General features: G+C 66.4%; 13 protein-coding genes and 1 pseudogene. 13 read left to right on the top strand and 1 reads right to left on the bottom strand.

Going from position 1 to position 14,590, the window contains the following annotated elements; all coding sequences use genetic code 11:
* Positions 1-16: 16 nt before the first annotated feature.
* The 3 genes from purH (at position 17) to ruvA (ending at position 2,939) form a co-directional block, all read left to right on the top strand.
* On the top strand, positions 17-1,624 hold the full coding sequence (purH, locus tag PIGHUM_RS20925; RefSeq protein ID WP_124081659.1) for a bifunctional phosphoribosylaminoimidazolecarboxamide formyltransferase/IMP cyclohydrolase: 1,608 nt from the start codon (positions 17-19) through the stop codon (positions 1,622-1,624).
* A gap of 117 nt (positions 1,625-1,741) precedes the next feature.
* Positions 1,742-2,290 (top strand): crossover junction endodeoxyribonuclease RuvC, encoded by a 549-nt coding sequence (gene ruvC / locus PIGHUM_RS20920; RefSeq protein WP_124081658.1) that lies wholly within the window; start codon positions 1,742-1,744, stop codon positions 2,288-2,290.
* A gap of 73 nt (positions 2,291-2,363) precedes the next feature.
* On the top strand, positions 2,364-2,939 hold the full coding sequence (gene ruvA / locus PIGHUM_RS20915; protein WP_124081657.1) for a Holliday junction branch migration protein RuvA: 576 nt from the start codon (positions 2,364-2,366) through the stop codon (positions 2,937-2,939).
* 63 nt (positions 2,940-3,002) lie between these two features.
* Here ruvA and PIGHUM_RS20910 read toward each other — a convergent pair whose 3' ends face one another.
* Positions 3,003-3,950, bottom strand: coding sequence for a LysR family transcriptional regulator (locus tag PIGHUM_RS20910; RefSeq protein WP_160142383.1), 948 nt, complete (start codon positions 3,948-3,950; stop codon positions 3,003-3,005).
* Between the two features lie 165 nt (positions 3,951-4,115).
* Between PIGHUM_RS20910 and PIGHUM_RS20905 the strand changes: the two genes are divergently transcribed.
* The 10 genes and pseudogenes from PIGHUM_RS20905 to PIGHUM_RS20860 form a co-directional block, all read left to right on the top strand.
* Positions 4,116-6,161 (top strand): hydantoinase/oxoprolinase family protein, encoded by a 2,046-nt coding sequence (locus tag PIGHUM_RS20905; RefSeq protein ID WP_124081655.1) that lies wholly within the window; start codon positions 4,116-4,118, stop codon positions 6,159-6,161.
* Positions 6,158-7,933, top strand: coding sequence for a hydantoinase B/oxoprolinase family protein (locus PIGHUM_RS20900; RefSeq protein WP_124081654.1), 1,776 nt, complete (start codon positions 6,158-6,160; stop codon positions 7,931-7,933). Before PIGHUM_RS20905 ends, PIGHUM_RS20900 begins: the two co-directional genes overlap by 4 nt.
* Before the next feature lie 120 nt (positions 7,934-8,053).
* Positions 8,054-9,022, top strand: a complete 969-nt coding sequence (locus PIGHUM_RS20895; RefSeq protein WP_124081653.1) for a Bug family tripartite tricarboxylate transporter substrate binding protein — start codon at positions 8,054-8,056, stop codon at positions 9,020-9,022.
* Positions 9,023-9,038: 16 nt separating this feature from the next.
* Complete coding sequence (locus tag PIGHUM_RS20890) at positions 9,039-9,914, top strand: fumarylacetoacetate hydrolase family protein (protein WP_124081652.1); 876 nt, start codon at positions 9,039-9,041, stop codon at positions 9,912-9,914.
* Between the two features lie 157 nt (positions 9,915-10,071).
* Entirely contained in the window at positions 10,072-11,142 is a 1,071-nt protein-coding gene (ruvB, locus tag PIGHUM_RS20885) for a Holliday junction branch migration DNA helicase RuvB (RefSeq protein WP_124081651.1), read from the top strand.
* Between the two features lie 220 nt (positions 11,143-11,362).
* Positions 11,363-12,337: a Bug family tripartite tricarboxylate transporter substrate binding protein gene (locus tag PIGHUM_RS20880; RefSeq protein WP_425466744.1), complete on the top strand. Its 975-nt coding sequence runs from the start codon at positions 11,363-11,365 to the stop codon at positions 12,335-12,337.
* A 389-nt stretch (positions 12,338-12,726) separates the two neighbouring features.
* Complete coding sequence (ybgC, locus tag PIGHUM_RS20875) at positions 12,727-13,161, top strand: tol-pal system-associated acyl-CoA thioesterase (RefSeq protein WP_246013399.1); 435 nt, start codon at positions 12,727-12,729, stop codon at positions 13,159-13,161.
* A gap of 43 nt (positions 13,162-13,204) precedes the next feature.
* Positions 13,205-13,882: a protein TolQ gene (gene tolQ, locus PIGHUM_RS20870; RefSeq protein WP_124081648.1), complete on the top strand. Its 678-nt coding sequence runs from the start codon at positions 13,205-13,207 to the stop codon at positions 13,880-13,882.
* Positions 13,882-14,328 carry a protein TolR gene (tolR, locus tag PIGHUM_RS20865; RefSeq protein ID WP_124081647.1) on the top strand — a complete coding sequence of 149 codons (447 nt, stop codon included), beginning with the start codon at positions 13,882-13,884 and terminating at the stop codon, positions 14,326-14,328. Before tolQ ends, tolR begins: the two co-directional genes overlap by 1 nt.
* 6 nt (positions 14,329-14,334) lie before the next feature.
* Positions 14,335-14,590 (top strand): annotated as a pseudogene (locus PIGHUM_RS20860) (cell envelope integrity protein TolA); the annotation flags it as partial.

Genomic DNA, 14,590 nt, shown 5'->3' with positions numbered 1-14,590 from the left:
CTTTCCACCGACCACCATGAAAATCGAACGCGCGCTTCTTTCCGTTTCCGACAAGACCGGCATCGTCGAATTCGCCAAGGCGCTGCACGACCTCGGCGTGCAACTGCTCTCCACCGGCGGCACCGCCAAGCTGCTGGCCGACGCGGGCCTGCCCGTGACCGAAGTGGCCGACCACACCGGCTTTCCCGAAATGCTCGACGGCCGCGTCAAGACGCTGCACCCCAAGATCCACGGCGGCCTGCTGGCGCGCCGCGACCTGCCGGCCCACGTCGCCGCGATCGAACAGCACGGCATCCCTTCGATCGACCTGCTGGTGGTCAACCTCTACCCCTTCGAAGCCACCGTCGCCAAGCCCGGCTGCACGCTGGAAGACGCCATCGAGAACATCGACATCGGCGGGCCGGCCATGGTGCGCTCGGCGGCCAAGAACTGGAAAGACGTGGGCGTGCTGACCGACGCCTCGCAGTACGCCGTGGCGCTGGACGAAATCCGCGCCGAGGGCCGGCTCAGCGAAGCGACCCTGTTCGCCTTCTCGGTCGCCGCCTTCAACCGCATCGCGCAGTACGACGCGGCCATCAGCAACTACCTGTCCAGCGTGACCGCCATCCCGGCCGACGGCGCCGCGCCCACGCTCAGCAGCTTCCCCGGCCAGAGCAACAGCAGCTTCGTCAAGGTGCAGGACCTGCGCTACGGCGAGAACCCGCACCAGCAGGCCGTTTTCTACCGCGACCTGTTCCCGGCGTCCGGCTCGCTGGTCACCGCAAAGCAGCTGCAGGGCAAGGAACTGAGCTACAACAACATCGCCGATTCCGACGCCGCCTGGGAATGCGTCAAGACCTTCGAGGGGCCGGCCTGCGTCATCGTCAAGCACGCCAACCCCTGCGGCGTAGCCGTGGGCGCCGACCCGCTCGAAGCCTATTCCAAGGCGTTCAAGACCGATCCCACCTCGGCCTTCGGCGGCATCATCGCCTTCAATACCGTGCTCGACGGCGCCGCCGCGCAGCAGGTCGCCAAGCAATTCGTCGAAGTGCTGATCGCCCCGGGCTACACCCCCGAGGCGCTCGAAGTCTTCAAGGCCAAGACCAACGTGCGCGTGCTCGAGATCCCGCTGGACGGCGTCAAGCGCGACGGCAAGACGCCGTGGGAACGCGGTCTGAACGCGCACGACGTCAAGCGCGTCGGCTCCGGCCTGCTGGTGCAGACCGCCGACAACCACGTGCTCGCGCGCGCCGACCTGAAGGTCGTGACCAAGCTGCAGCCCACCGAACAGCAGCTCGACGACCTCCTGTTCGCCTGGAACGTGGCCAAGTTCGTCAAAAGCAACGCCATCGTCTATTGCGCAGGCGGGATGACGCTGGGCGTGGGCGCCGGCCAGATGAGCCGCATCGACTCGGCCCGCATCGCCTCGATCAAGGCCGCGAACGCCGATCTGTCGCTGCAGGGCTCGGCGGTGGCGTCGGACGCCTTCTTCCCGTTCCGCGACGGCCTCGACGTGGTGGTCGATGCAGGCGCAAGCTGCGTGATCCAACCCGGTGGCAGCATGCGCGACGCCGAAGTCATCGCCGCGGCCGACGAACGCGGCATCGCCATGGTATTGACCGGCGTGCGCCACTTCAAGCATTGATAGATCCCCCCCTACGCGCTCACGCGCGCCCCCAGGGGCGGCGCTGGCGGACCGGCCGAGCCGGATCCGCGGCGCCCGTGGTCGAAAGGCGGCCGCTTTGCGATTGAGAGAGAGGATATGCGCATATTGGGCGTCGATCCGGGTTTGCGCCGCACCGGGTTCGGCGTGATCGAGTCGGACGGAGTGCGGCTGCGCTATGTGGCGAGCGGCACCATCGTCGTGCCGGCGGACAGCGACCTGTCGGCGCGGCTCAAGGTCATTCTCGACAACCTGCGGCAGGTCGTGCGCGATACGTCGCCCGACTTCGCCGCGGTCGAGAAAGTCTTTGTCAACACCAATCCGCATTCCACGCTGCTGCTGGGCCAGGCGCGCGGCGCGGCGCTGTGCGCGCTGGCCGACAGCAGCCTGTCGGTCCATGAATACACCGCGCTGCAGATCAAGAAATCGGTGGTCGGCACCGGCCGCGCCGCCAAGACCCAGGTGCAGGCCATGGTCCAGCACCTCCTCGCCCTGAACGGCGCGCCCGCCGCCGATGCCGCCGATGCGCTGGCCTGCGCCATCTGCCATGCGCACATCGCGCCGCTGGCCGAGCGTTTGCGCGACAATGGCGTCCTTGCGGCGTCTTCGCGCCGGCCCACCCGGCTGCGCGGCGGACGGTTCTCCTGACACGGGCCCGAGGCGGCCCGCCCAGCGCCCTGCACAGGCCTCCCGGCCCGGCGCACCCCACCGAGGTACCCACGTGATCGGACGACTGACCGGAACCCTGGTCGAAAAGCAGCCTCCCACCATCTGCCTGGATGTCCAGGGCGTCGGCTACGAACTCGACGTTCCCATGAGCACCCTGTATTCCCTGCCCGAACTGGGCGCCCGCGTGACCCTGCTCACCCACCTGGCGATCCGCGAGGACGCCCACGTGCTCTATGGCTTCGGCACGGCCGCCGAGCGCGCCACCTTCCGCGAGCTGATCAAGGTCAGCGGCGTGGGCGCCAAGATCGCGCTGGCGGTGCTGTCGGGCATGACGGTGGCCGAACTGTCGCAAGCGGTGACGCTGCAGGAAACCGGCCGCCTGACCCGCGTGCCCGGCATCGGCAAGAAGACCGCCGAGCGGCTGATGCTGGAACTCAAGGGCAAGCTGGGCGCCGATATCGGCGCCAGCGGCCATCCCTCCGCAGCCGACGGGCAGGCCGACGTATTGAACGCACTGGTGGCGCTGGGGTATTCCGAACGCGAAGCCGTGGCCGCCGTCAAGAATCTGCCTCCTGGTGCGGGCGTGTCGGAAGGGATCAAACTGGCGCTGAAGTCCCTGGCCCGATAGGACGAGAGAAGAGAGCAGATCACAACAAGCCCCTTGGCACACGGACGCGCTGCCGCCCGGGGCTCAATGCCGCTTCACCAGCCTGCCGGCGATCTCGCCCTTGACGACTTTGCGCTCGCACCAATTCATCAATTCGGCGAACAACTCGCGAATGGCCGGGGAATTGCGGGTGCCCTTCAAGGTAGCGAAGGACAGCACCCAGTGCATGCGCGGCGAACTGATCGGGATGATGCGTATTCGGCTCACGTCGTCGGTCAACCCAGGATGGGTCATCACGGTATAGCCCAAGCCGGCCTTGACCAATTCATTGGTCAGTGCCACGCCGTCTACCTCGATCTCGACATTCAGGCGGCGCCCCACTTTCTCTGCCGCCGCCTCGGCTGTCATGCGCAGCGCGTGCGGCAGCGCCGGTAGTATCAGCGGCAGGCGCGCCGCCTCTTGCAAGGTGCAGTGCTTACCCAGGGGTTGGCGTGCCTCCCATACCGGATGGGGCTTGGCCGGCGCGATCAGGCACATATCGAGCGCGATCATGGGCTGCAGGTCGATCGCCGCCGAGGCGGGCCGCCCCCAGATCAGCCCCACATCGACTCGGCCGTCGATCAGCCATTCCTCGACGAAACCCGAATAACCCTCCGAGATGTGAAGGCGCACGTTGGGACAGCGCTCACGGAAGCTCGCCACCGCCGCCGGCAGCAATAGCTGGCCGATCACATTGGCCACGCCTATCGACAGGGGTCCGGACGGCAGCGATGCGCCGGCCCTGACATCCTCGCAGATCTTGGCCGCCTCCTTGCACAACTCGCGCGCGCGCGACAACAGAATCTGCCCGGCTTCGGTAGGCGCAACGTTGCGGCCGCGTCGATAAAGCAGCGGCACTCCCATCTCGCTTTCCAACTTGCGCACCTGGCGGCTGACCGCCGGCTGCGTCAGCCGCAGAACTTCAGCGGCCCTGGAAAAACTGCCGAGCTGTGCGACCTGCACGAAATACTCCATGGATTTCAGGTCGGGCATGGCGCTTATCTCATACAAAAAGTTATTCGAACTATAACTTGGTATGCGTTGATATATGAGTACCCGGTGACTACAGTGACGTGACCCCACCACGACGGGAACGCACATGCACGAGAACCAAAAGGCCGCCCCTACCTGGGCGGCGGCGGTCAACGGAGACAAGACATGCTAATCATCGGGACCGATACGGGCGGCACCTTCACCGACCTGGCGGCCTACGACGCCGACACCGGCAAAGTGGTTTACACCAAGAGCCTCACCACGTACGACAACTTCGTCGACGGTGTGCTCGACTGCGCCGCCAAGGCCGATCTGGACCTGTCTCGCGGGCAGATCTTCAAGCACGGCACGACCTTGGTGATCAACGCTCTGATCCAGCGCAACGGCGCCAGGACAGCGCTCGTCATGACTCGCGGCTTTCGCGATGTTCTCGAGATGGGGCGCGGCAACCGCCCTGAACCATTCGATCTGGGCTATCGCCGTCATCCGCCGCTGGTGCCGCGCGAACTTCGCTACGAGATCGCCGAACGCGTATCGGGCAAGGGCGAGCCGCTCGTCGAACCGAGCCGTGAAGACATCGACGCTCTAGCCCGGGTCCTGCGCGAGGAAAGCGTCGAATCCGTCGCCATCTCGTTCCTGCATTCCTACCAGTTCTCCGACCATGAGAAGAAGGTCGCAGACCGTTTGCGCGAGCAGTTGCCTGGTGTCGTCATCACCCATGGCGCGGCATTGTCCAGCGAATGGTACGAATTCGAACGAACAGCTACCGCGGCCGCCAACGCGTATGTGGGCCCGCAGGTATCCGGCTACCTGGGTGTGCTCGATCGCCGCCTGCGGGATCAGGCGTTCGCGGGCCGCCTGTTCATGATGGGGTCCAACGGCGGAGTGCTCAGCGTGGACGATGCGCTCGCGGCGCCCGTGGCATTGGTGGAGTCCGGTCCCGTAGGCGGCAGTATCGGGGCCGCGGCATACGCCAGGGAACTCGGCATCGAGCGCGCCATCGCATTCGACATGGGAGGCACGACGGCCAAGTGCGCCGTCGTGCAGGATGGCGAGTTCGACGTCAAATCCGTCTATTACGTCGGCGGCTACGAACGCGGGTTCCCCATCCGGGGGGCGGTCATCGACATCGTCGAGGTCGGCGCGGGCGGCGGCTCGATCGCGTACCTGGACGATCAGCAGCGCCTGCACGTGGGGCCACGCTCGGCCGGTTCGACACCCGGGCCGGTCGCCTACGGGCGCGGCGGTACGGAGCCCACGGTTACCGACGCCAATCTGGCGCTGGGCCGAATCAAGGGCTTCCTGGGCGGCGCCATGCAGCTGGACGCCGACGCCTCGAGGAAAGCCATCCGCCAGCGTGTGGCAGCCCCGCTCGGCTACGACAGCGACGATGACCTGGACGCCATGGCCGAAGGAATCATCGCTATTGCATCAGTGACCATGGCCAACGCCATCAAGCGGGTCACCGTGGAAAAAGGCCTGGATCCTCGCGAATACACGCTATTCGCGTTCGGCGGCGGGGGCCCGCTGCATGCCGTGCAACTCGCCCGCCAGTTGGCCATCCCGATGGTGATCGTACCGCCCGAGCCGGGCAATTTCTCTGCGGTGGGCATGCTGCTGGCGGATGCGCGGATAGACAGTTCGACCACCTTCGTGCGCCAGCTCGACGATCCGGCCATGGCCGACGCCGCAGCCGTCCTCGAAGGAATGCGCGCGCAGTTGACGGCCGCCTTGCAGGCGAGTTCCGTCCACGCACGGCCGTCCTTCAGCGCGTTTGCAGAAATCCGCTACCGCGGGCAGGTCCATTCGATCCGCACGCCGCTGGTCCCTTCCGCGGCAGCGGCCGACCTCCGGGCCACGTTCGAATCGCTCTACCGTGCACGCTACGGTCACGCCGACCCGAAGGGAGCGGTGGAGATCGTCAACCTCACGCTGGCCGGCCTGGGCGAGATGGACAAGCCGACCTTCGAGTCGCTAGCGCCCAACCGCGACCCGCTTCCCATCCCCTCGGTGCAGACCCGCTCCGTCTATTTCCCCGGCGGCCGCGTCGCCACCCGAGTCTACAAGCGTGCCGAACTCGGCGCCGGCTTCGCTGCGGCCGGTCCGGCGCTGATCGAGGAATACGGCTCGACCACCGTGGTCGGCCCCCGAGACCGGTTCGAAATAGGTCGGCTCGGAGAAATCAGAGTGCATCTGGATCTGGAGACATGAATCCCATGGCGGAACCCAAGCAAATCCGAGCCGCGGTCGACCCCGTGACGCTGGAAATCATCCGGCAGCTGCTGCAGTCGATCCCTGACGAGGTCGAGACCGACCTTACCCGCACTGCGTTCAGTCCACTCATCTACGAGTACAAAGACTACGCCGTAGGCATGGTCGACGCGCAGGGCGCCCTGATCGCGCAATCGCGCGGCGGAATCCCCATCTTCCTGGCCAACGTGCTGGGCCTGGCCGTGCGAGACGGCCTGGCTACCTACGGTCCCGATGGAATAAGCGCCGGCGATGTGATCATCACCAACCACGCCGGCACCCTGGGTCAGCACTTGAACAACATTGTGATGTTCACCCCCGTCATGGACCCGGCAGCGCCGGACCGCATCATCGCCTTCATGGCGATACTTGCGCACTGGACCGACATCGGCGGCAAATACGTCGGCTCCTCCGCCTCCAACGACAGCACCGACATCTTCCAGGAGGGCATACAGTTCCGCTGCATCAGGCTGCGCAGCCGCGGCCAACCGGTAGCCGAAACCTACCGGATGATCGAATACAACACCCGCTTCCCCGAGGCAGTCCTCGGCGACGTCGAAGCCCAGATGGCCGGCTGCCTGAAAGGCGCCGCCTTGCTCGAGCAGCTCGCGTCCAAATTCGGCGCGCGCACCCTGCTCGACGCGATCGGCATCATGTGGTCGCAATCCGAGCAGCAGGCACGCAGCATGGTGCGCGCCATTCCAGACGGCACCTACCAAGCGGCGGCGTTCCTCGACAACGACGGCATCGATCTGGACAAGGCCATTGAATGTCCGATCACCGTCAGAATCGATGGCGAACGCTTCATCGTGGACTTTTCCGATATCTCGCCCCAGGTACGGGGACCGTTCAATTCCGGCCGCTACGGCGGCGGCGAGACATGCGCCCGCATCGCGTTCAAGTATCTGACCACGCCCCGCGAGCTCACCAACGAAGGAAGTTTCGCGCCGCTGGAGGTCATACTGCCCGAAGGCAAGTTCCTGAGCGCATCGGCCACGGCGCCCATGGCGCGTTACAGCGCACCGCTGAGCACCGTGGTCGATACCATCATCCAGGCCATGGCGGGCGCCATTCCCGACAAGATCGCCGCGGGTCACCATGCCTCGATGGGGTCGCATCGCTTCCAGGGTCTGCACCCCGACACCGGACGCCTTTTCAGCCATCTGGACACGTCGCTGGGCGGCATGGGAGCCCTGAACGACCGTGATGGGACCGGCCCGTTCAAGACGCTCGCTCACGGCGACACCCTCGACGTACCGGTGGAAGTGCAGGAAATGCTGTACGGCCTGCACCTGGACCGAATCGAGTTTCGGCGCGACTCGGCCGGCGCCGGCCAGTTCCGCGGAGGACTGGGCATCGACAAGGAATACACCATCAAGCATCCAGTCAAACTCACCCTGACCTTCGAGCGGCATGGCTGCCCCCCCTGGGGCGTCCTGGAGGGCAAGGCCGCTGCGCCCAACTATGTCGACATCCGCAGGCGCGGCGACAGCGAGCCGGTGCGCTATCTCAAGATCACGGATCTGCCGCTCGGGCCGGGCGACAAGGTCTACATCCATACCGGAGGCGGCGGAGGCTACGGTCCGCCACAGGCGCGCGACCCGGCTGCCATTGCGCTCGACATCCAGCGCGGCTATGTGTCGGCCGAGGCTGCCCGGCGCGACTATGGCGCCGTCGCAGACGCGATCCGTCAGGCAACCGCCGCGGGCGAACCCCTGCCCGCATCCATCTGACCCCTCGACGCGAAAGGAGAACGCCCCCAGACATTTCCCAGGCATCGCCCCGCGGCATCCGAGGCAAACGAACACGACAGTGATCCGCCATGAGATCTCGACCATCGTTGGAGACAAACTATGCAAGCTCTTCTATCCACGCTCGGCCTGGCCGCAGGCGTGCTGCTGGCCGCGGCACCGCCTGCGCAAGCCAGCGACTATCCGACGCGTCCCATACGCCTCGTAGTCCCGTTTCCGGCGGGCGGTGGCGTGGACGCCGTGGCCCGCGCGCTATCGAAGGAACTCGGAGCCACGCTCGGGACGACCATAGTGGTAGACAACCGGGGCGGCGCCGGCGGTGCCGTAGGGACCTCGGACGTCGCACGCTCGGCGCCCGACGGCTACACGCTGCTGCTGACTACCAACGGCCATTCCATCCTTCCTCATATCCAACGCACCGACTGGGACCCGATCAAGGATTTCTCGCCGGTTTCCCAGGTGGCCGTTCTGCCGATGGCCATCCTGGTCAACGCCCGCTCGCCCATCACATCGCTGCCGGACCTCATCGCCACGGCCAAGCAGGCGCCCGGCAAGCTGTCCTACGCGTCGTCCGGCATAGGCGGCCCGTTCCACTTGGGCATGGAAATGTTCAAGAACATGGCGGGCATCGACATATTGCACGTGCCGTACAAAGGAAACGCACCCATGGCAACGGCCCTGCTGGGCGGAGAGGTGCAGATGTCCATGGACACCCTCGCGGTATCGCTGCCACAGGTCAAGGCAGGCAAGTTCCGCGCGGTGGCCGTTACCAGCGGCCACCGGCTGCGGCTGCTGCCCGGCGTCCCCACTGTCGGCGAATCGGGCGTGCCAGGGTACGAATACCAAGGCTGGCAGGGCGTGCTGGCGCCGGCAGGCACGCCGCCCGATATCGTCGCCAAGCTCAACGCCGCCCTGGTCCAGGTCATTGCCATGCCGCGCGTGAACGAACAACTGGAACAGCTCGGCTTCGAACCCCAGAGCTCCAGCACCGCCGAGTTCGCCGGCTTGATCTCGAGTGACCTGGAAAAGTACGGCAAGGTCATCCGCACCACGAACATCAAGGCTCAATAACTCCAGGAGCATAGACATGCGTCTTGCAACAATACGCATCAACGGCGAGGCCCATTTCGGCGCCGCCACCGACCAGGGTTTCATCGATCTCGGCGTTCGCCTGGGCGGACGCTGCGCCGACATCCCCGACCTTCTTCGCCAAGACTTGCTGAACGAGGCAGCGGCCCTGTGCACGAATACTCAGCCCGACCTGCCGCTCGACGAGCTCGAATACCTGCCCGTCATCGCCAACCGCAATGCGCGGATCTTCGCGGTTGGCTGGGCCTACCAGGAACATCAGACTGAAACTGGCAAAGAAGCCCCGGAGCATCCCGCGTTGTTCGATAAGCACCCCCAGGCCCTGGTCGGGCATGGACAACCGCTCATCAAGCCCGCGATATCGGACTCCTACGATTTCGAAGGAGAAGTGGCCGTGGTCATCGGCAAGGCAGGACGCCACATTGCCGCCAAAGACGCCGTCGACCATATTGCCGGCTATACCATCATGATGGACGGTTCGCTGCGGGCCTGGCAACGGCACAGCCTGACCGCCGGCAAGAACTTCGACGCCGGCAGCGCCTGCGGTCCGTGGCTGGTCACCCGCGACGAGATCCCCGATCCTCGGCAAATGGTATTGACGACCCGGCTGAACGGCACGCAGATGCAGCATTCCTCGTTCGCCAACATGGTCTGGGACCTGGGCTTTCTCATCGAATACATCTCCACTTTCACCGAACTGCAGCCGGGAGACATCATTTCGACGGGCACGCCCAGCGGCGTCGGCTCGCGGCGCACGCCTCCGGTCTTCCTGAAGGCGGGTGACAGGCTCGAGGTCGAGGTAAGCGGCATCGGGGTCCTGGGCAATACGATCATCGACGAGCCCCCTCGCCCGGCGCCACGAAGCGGATCGTAAACGCGGCCCTGCGGCGACCGCACGTGGTTGCCGCATGCTTCATGACCGGGCGCCCATGCGAGCGCGAACGTCGCGTACTGCTTGCCCTCGTCGATGATGGAAAAAAGCTAACATAGCCGGCAACCCCGGCAAACCAGCAGATGCTGCCTTCCACGACATGGCGATCCAGCCCGATAAGCTCTCCGTACGCGCCGACTCCGGCCCCGACACCCGGGTGATCTCGCCGCGCGCCGCTTCTCCCAACGAAGAAGCGGTCGAACGCGCCCTGCGCCCCAAGGCGCTCGACGAATACGTCGGCCAGCGGCGCATCCGCGAGCAGCTCGAGATCTTCATCGCCGCCGCGCGCAAGCGCGAGGAATCGCTCGACCACGTGCTGCTGTTCGGCCCGCCCGGGCTGGGCAAGACCACGCTGGCGCACATCGTTGCGCGGGAAATGGGCGTGCAGTTGCGCCAGACTTCCGGGCCGGTGCTCGAACGCCCGGGCGACCTGGCGGCCCTGCTGACCAATCTCGAAAAGAACGACGTCCTGTTCATCGACGAAATCCACCGTTTGTCGCCGGTGGTCGAGGAAATCCTCTACCCGGCGCTGGAAGATTTCCAGATCGACATCCTGATCGGCGAAGGCCCGGCCGCGCGCAGCGTCAAGCTCGACCTGCAGCCGTTCACGCTGGTGGGCGCGACCACCCGCGCCGGCATGCTCACCAATCCGCTGCGCGACCGCTTCGGCATCATCGCCCGGCTCGAGTTCTACACCGCCGCGGAACTGGCCGCCATCGTCACGCGCAGCGCCGGCCTGCTCAACGCCCGCATCGGCGAGGACGGCGCCCAGGAGATCGCGCGCCGCTCGCGGGGCACGCCGCGCATCGCCAACCGCCTGCTGCGGCGCGTGCGCGACTACGCCGAGGTCAAGGCCGACGGCCGCATCACCGGCGAAGTGGCCCATGCCGCGCTCTCCATGCTGGATGTCGATCCGGCCGGCCTGGACGTCATGGACCGCAAGCTGCTCGAAGCCATCGTCTACAAATTCGACGGCGGCCCGGTCGGCCTGGACAGCCTGTCCGCCGCCATCGGCGAAGAGCGCGACACCATCGAAGACGTCATCGAGCCCTACCTGATCCAGCATGGCTACGTGCAGCGCACGCCGCGCGGCCGCATCGCCACCCAGGGCACCTACCGCCATCTCGGCCTGACGCCGCCCGCCCAGGCGGGTGGCGCCGAACTGTTTTAAACGCGACAGGACTCCGCCAGCAACTGGCGCCAGACCCAGAAAATGCTTTGATGTCGCGCTAAAACACTTATATCCCTCCGGCAACTCCCCGTAAACCCCGCCAAACTGCTTAGACTGGCGCCGACCCTGGCAACTGCCGCGACCGGCGGCAGGCGCCGGCACGCCCGCGGCCGGGCGCCCGGACAAGCAGCCAGGGCAGACCAAGGAGGAAGTTCCCATGATGACTCTCACCCGCCGCCAGTTGCTGCTGGCAGCGGCTGCCGCCGCCGCTGCGGGCGGACCGGCACGCGCCCAGGAATGGCCGACCCGGCCGATACGCCTGATCGACCCCTTCACCCCGGGCGGCAGCTCCGACGTATTGGGCCGGGCGATCGCCCAGAAACTGACCGCATCGCTGGGCCAGTCCGTCGTCCTCGAGAACGTGCCCGGCGCGGGCGGCACCGTGGGCGCGGACCGCGTGGCCAAATCGCCCGCCGACGGCTACACGCTGCTGATCGGCCACATCGGCACGCTGGCGGTGAGCCCGCTGATCTACCCGCAGCTTCCCTACGACCCGCTCAAGGATTTCGTTCCCGTGGCGTGGCTGGCCAACGTGGTCAACGTGCTCGCGGTCCATCCGTCGGTGCCGGTGCGCTCGCTGCCCGAACTGGTGGCCTACGCCCGCGCCAACCCCGGCCGGCTCAACTATAGATCGGGCGGCAACGGCAGCGCTGCGCATCTGGCCGGCGAATACCTGAAGATGGTGTCCGAAACGTTCATGGTCCACGTGCCCTATCGCGGCACGGCTCCCGCCATGACCGACACCATTGCCGGCAGGGTGCAACTGGTCTTCACCGGCGCGCCCGCCGTGATCCCCGCCATCAACGCCGGCCAGCTGCGGCCGCTGGCGGTATCGAGCAGCAAGCGGCTGCCGGCGCTGCCCGACGTGCCCACCGTGGCCGAAAGCGGCTACCCCGGCTTCGAGGCCGACCAGTGGTATGGCATCGTGGCGCCCGCGGGCACGCCCGCCGCCGTGGTGCAGCGGCTGAACGGCCCGGTCAACCAGGCCTTGGCCAGCGCCGAACTGCAGACGCGCTTCCAGACCCTGGGCGCGATCGGCATGCCCTCCACCCCTGAAGTCTTCGGCCGCCACATCGCCCAGGAAATCGAGCGCTGGCGTCCGGTGGTCAAGGCAGGCAACATCCAGCCGGGCTGACGGAGCTCCGCCTCCGAAGGCGAAACGCGCGGACAAAAGAAAGCCCGTGCTGGGCATCCCCCAGTTCACGGGCTTTCACTGTGCCGAGGCACAGTATGCGCTGTTTCGGACGCCATCATGCACGCACAGCATGACGTCCACATGACAGAAGGCGGAAGCGTCGATGACCCGGACGGCGCCACCCACGCACCCGAAGCCGCACAGGCTTGCTATCAACGCTTCCTCGTGGTCAGACGGCATCCACCTCTCAAAGTTTCCCGCTTTACATGCCGTCACAATTGCCGCGGCGGCGGGCCGGCCTTGGGATGCCCCGGGCCGGCGGGTTGTTTACAATTTCGCCCCAAGGCCGCATCGGCCAGCGATATTCCGCCCGACTCCAAGGTTGCCTCGTGTCCAGCCCTGCCAGCGATTTCCGGTTCCCGATCCGGGTCTATTACGAAGATACCGACGCCGGCGGCGTGGTCTACTACGCCAATTACCTGAAGTTCTTCGAGCGTGCGCGCACCGAATGGCTGCGGGCGCTAGGCGTCGAGCAGCGCCTCCTGGCCGAGCAGACCGGCTGCATCTTCGTCGTGCGCGCCATCCGGACGGACTACCGCCGGCCGGCCTGCCTGGACGACCAGTTGGTCATACGCAGCAGCGTCGCGCGGCTCGGCAGGGCATCGATCGATTTTTCGCAAGCCTGCGAACGCGGCGGCGAGCTGCTGGCCAGCGGCCTGGTCCAGGTGGGCTGCGTCGACCGCACGACCATGCGGCCGCGCGCGCTGCCCGCCGAGCTGGCGCAGCGGCTCGCGCCGCTGGAGCCAGGCAGCGGAACGGATTAACCCCGAGACACTCTCATCCTATCGCCCCCCAAAAGGATCTTGCATGAACGTCAACCAGGACATGTCCATCCTGTCCCTGATCACCCAGGCGAGTTTTACCGTCCAGTGCGTGATGGCCATCCTGGCCATCGTCTCGCTGATGTCCTGGACCTACATCTTCCGCAAGCATTTCGCAATCAAGCGCGCCAAGCAGCAGACCGACCGCTTCGAGGCCGACTTCTGGTCCGGCGGCGACCTCAACATGCTGCACCACGCAGTGTCGACCCGGCGCGGCGAACAGGGCGCGCTGGCCCGCATCTTCGAAGCCGGCATGGCCGAATTCGCCAAAGGCCGCCAGGGCAAGCTGCATGACGTCAACACGCTGCTGGACGGCCCGCGCCGCGCCATGCGCGCCGCCTACCAACGCGAAATGGATTCGCTCGAATCCCATCTCGCCTTCCTGGCCTCGACCGGCTCGGTCAGCCCCTACGTCGGCTTGTTCGGGACCGTCTGGGGCATCATGCACGCCTTCCGCGGCCTGGCCAACGTCGAACAGGCCACGCTGTCCAGCGTCGCGCCCGGCATCGCCGAAGCGCTGGTCGCCACCGCCATCGGCCTGTTCGCCGCCATCCCCGCCGTGGTCGCCTACAACCGCTTCTCGCACGACATCGACCGGCTCTCGATCCGCTTCGACAGCTTCATCGACGAGTTCCTGAACATCCTGCAACGACAGGTGCGCTGATGCCCTCGATCCGCTCCGGCAACCGCGGAGGACGCGGCGGACGCCGCTCCATGAACGAGATCAACGTCGTTCCCTATATCGACGTCATGCTGGTGCTGCTGGTGATCTTCATGGTCACCGCGCCGATGATGTCGCCCGGCGTCATCGACCTGCCCACCGTGGGCAAGGCCTCGCAGGTGCCCGTCAAGCCGCTGGAGATCATCCTGGCCGCCGACGGCAGCGTCACGATCCGCGACCGCGAGCGCGGCGAGAGCACGCCGCGGCCGGTGCCCCGCAACGACCTGGCGCGCCTCGCCCGCGACCGCCAGTCCGAACATCCCAACCAGCCGGTGGTCATTTCCGCCGACCGCAAGGCCCAGTACGAATCCGTGCTGAAGGTCATGGACGACCTGCAGCGGCAGGGCGTGACGCGGGTCGGCCTGCTGGTCAAGCAACAAGGCTCCTGATTGCCCATGGCGCCCAACGATCGAACCCGCCAGCCACCGCGACAGCCGCCCGAACCCGGCAAGTGGAAGTCCTTCGGCCTGGCGCTGCTGATGCACGTGCTGCTGGTCCTGGCGCTGGTCTTCAGCCTGAACTGGAACCGGCACAGCCCGGGTCCGGTACAGGCCGAACTGTGGACCGCGCTGCCTTCGCCCAACGAACCGGAGCCCACGCCACGGCCGGAGCCGCAGCCGGAACCCGAGCCGCCCAAGCCCGTGCCGCCCC

It is taken from the genome of Pigmentiphaga humi (genome assembly GCF_900606115.1).
Taxonomy (GTDB): domain Bacteria; phylum Pseudomonadota; class Gammaproteobacteria; order Burkholderiales; family Burkholderiaceae_B; genus Pigmentiphaga; species Pigmentiphaga humi.
Note: the sequence above shows the minus strand (reverse complement) of the source record. Positions and strands in the feature narration are given on the sequence as shown.

Coding starts and splice junctions, on each gene's coding strand:
- purH (WP_124081659.1), top strand. CDS start 17: ATGAAAATCGAACGCGCGCTTCTTTCCGTTTCCGACAAGACCGGCATC.
- ruvC (WP_124081658.1), top strand. CDS start 1,742: ATGCGCATATTGGGCGTCGATCCGGGTTTGCGCCGCACCGGGTTCGGC.
- PIGHUM_RS20910 (WP_160142383.1), bottom strand. CDS start 3,950: ATGCCCGACCTGAAATCCATGGAGTATTTCGTGCAGGTCGCACAGCTC.
- PIGHUM_RS20905 (WP_124081655.1), top strand. CDS start 4,116: ATGCTAATCATCGGGACCGATACGGGCGGCACCTTCACCGACCTGGCG.
- PIGHUM_RS20900 (WP_124081654.1), top strand. CDS start 6,158: ATGAATCCCATGGCGGAACCCAAGCAAATCCGAGCCGCGGTCGACCCC.
- PIGHUM_RS20895 (WP_124081653.1), top strand. CDS start 8,054: ATGCAAGCTCTTCTATCCACGCTCGGCCTGGCCGCAGGCGTGCTGCTG.
- PIGHUM_RS20890 (WP_124081652.1), top strand. CDS start 9,039: ATGCGTCTTGCAACAATACGCATCAACGGCGAGGCCCATTTCGGCGCC.
- ruvB (WP_124081651.1), top strand. CDS start 10,072: ATGGCGATCCAGCCCGATAAGCTCTCCGTACGCGCCGACTCCGGCCCC.
- PIGHUM_RS20880 (WP_425466744.1), top strand. CDS start 11,363: ATGACTCTCACCCGCCGCCAGTTGCTGCTGGCAGCGGCTGCCGCCGCC.
- tolQ (WP_124081648.1), top strand. CDS start 13,205: ATGAACGTCAACCAGGACATGTCCATCCTGTCCCTGATCACCCAGGCG.
- tolR (WP_124081647.1), top strand. CDS start 13,882: ATGCCCTCGATCCGCTCCGGCAACCGCGGAGGACGCGGCGGACGCCGC.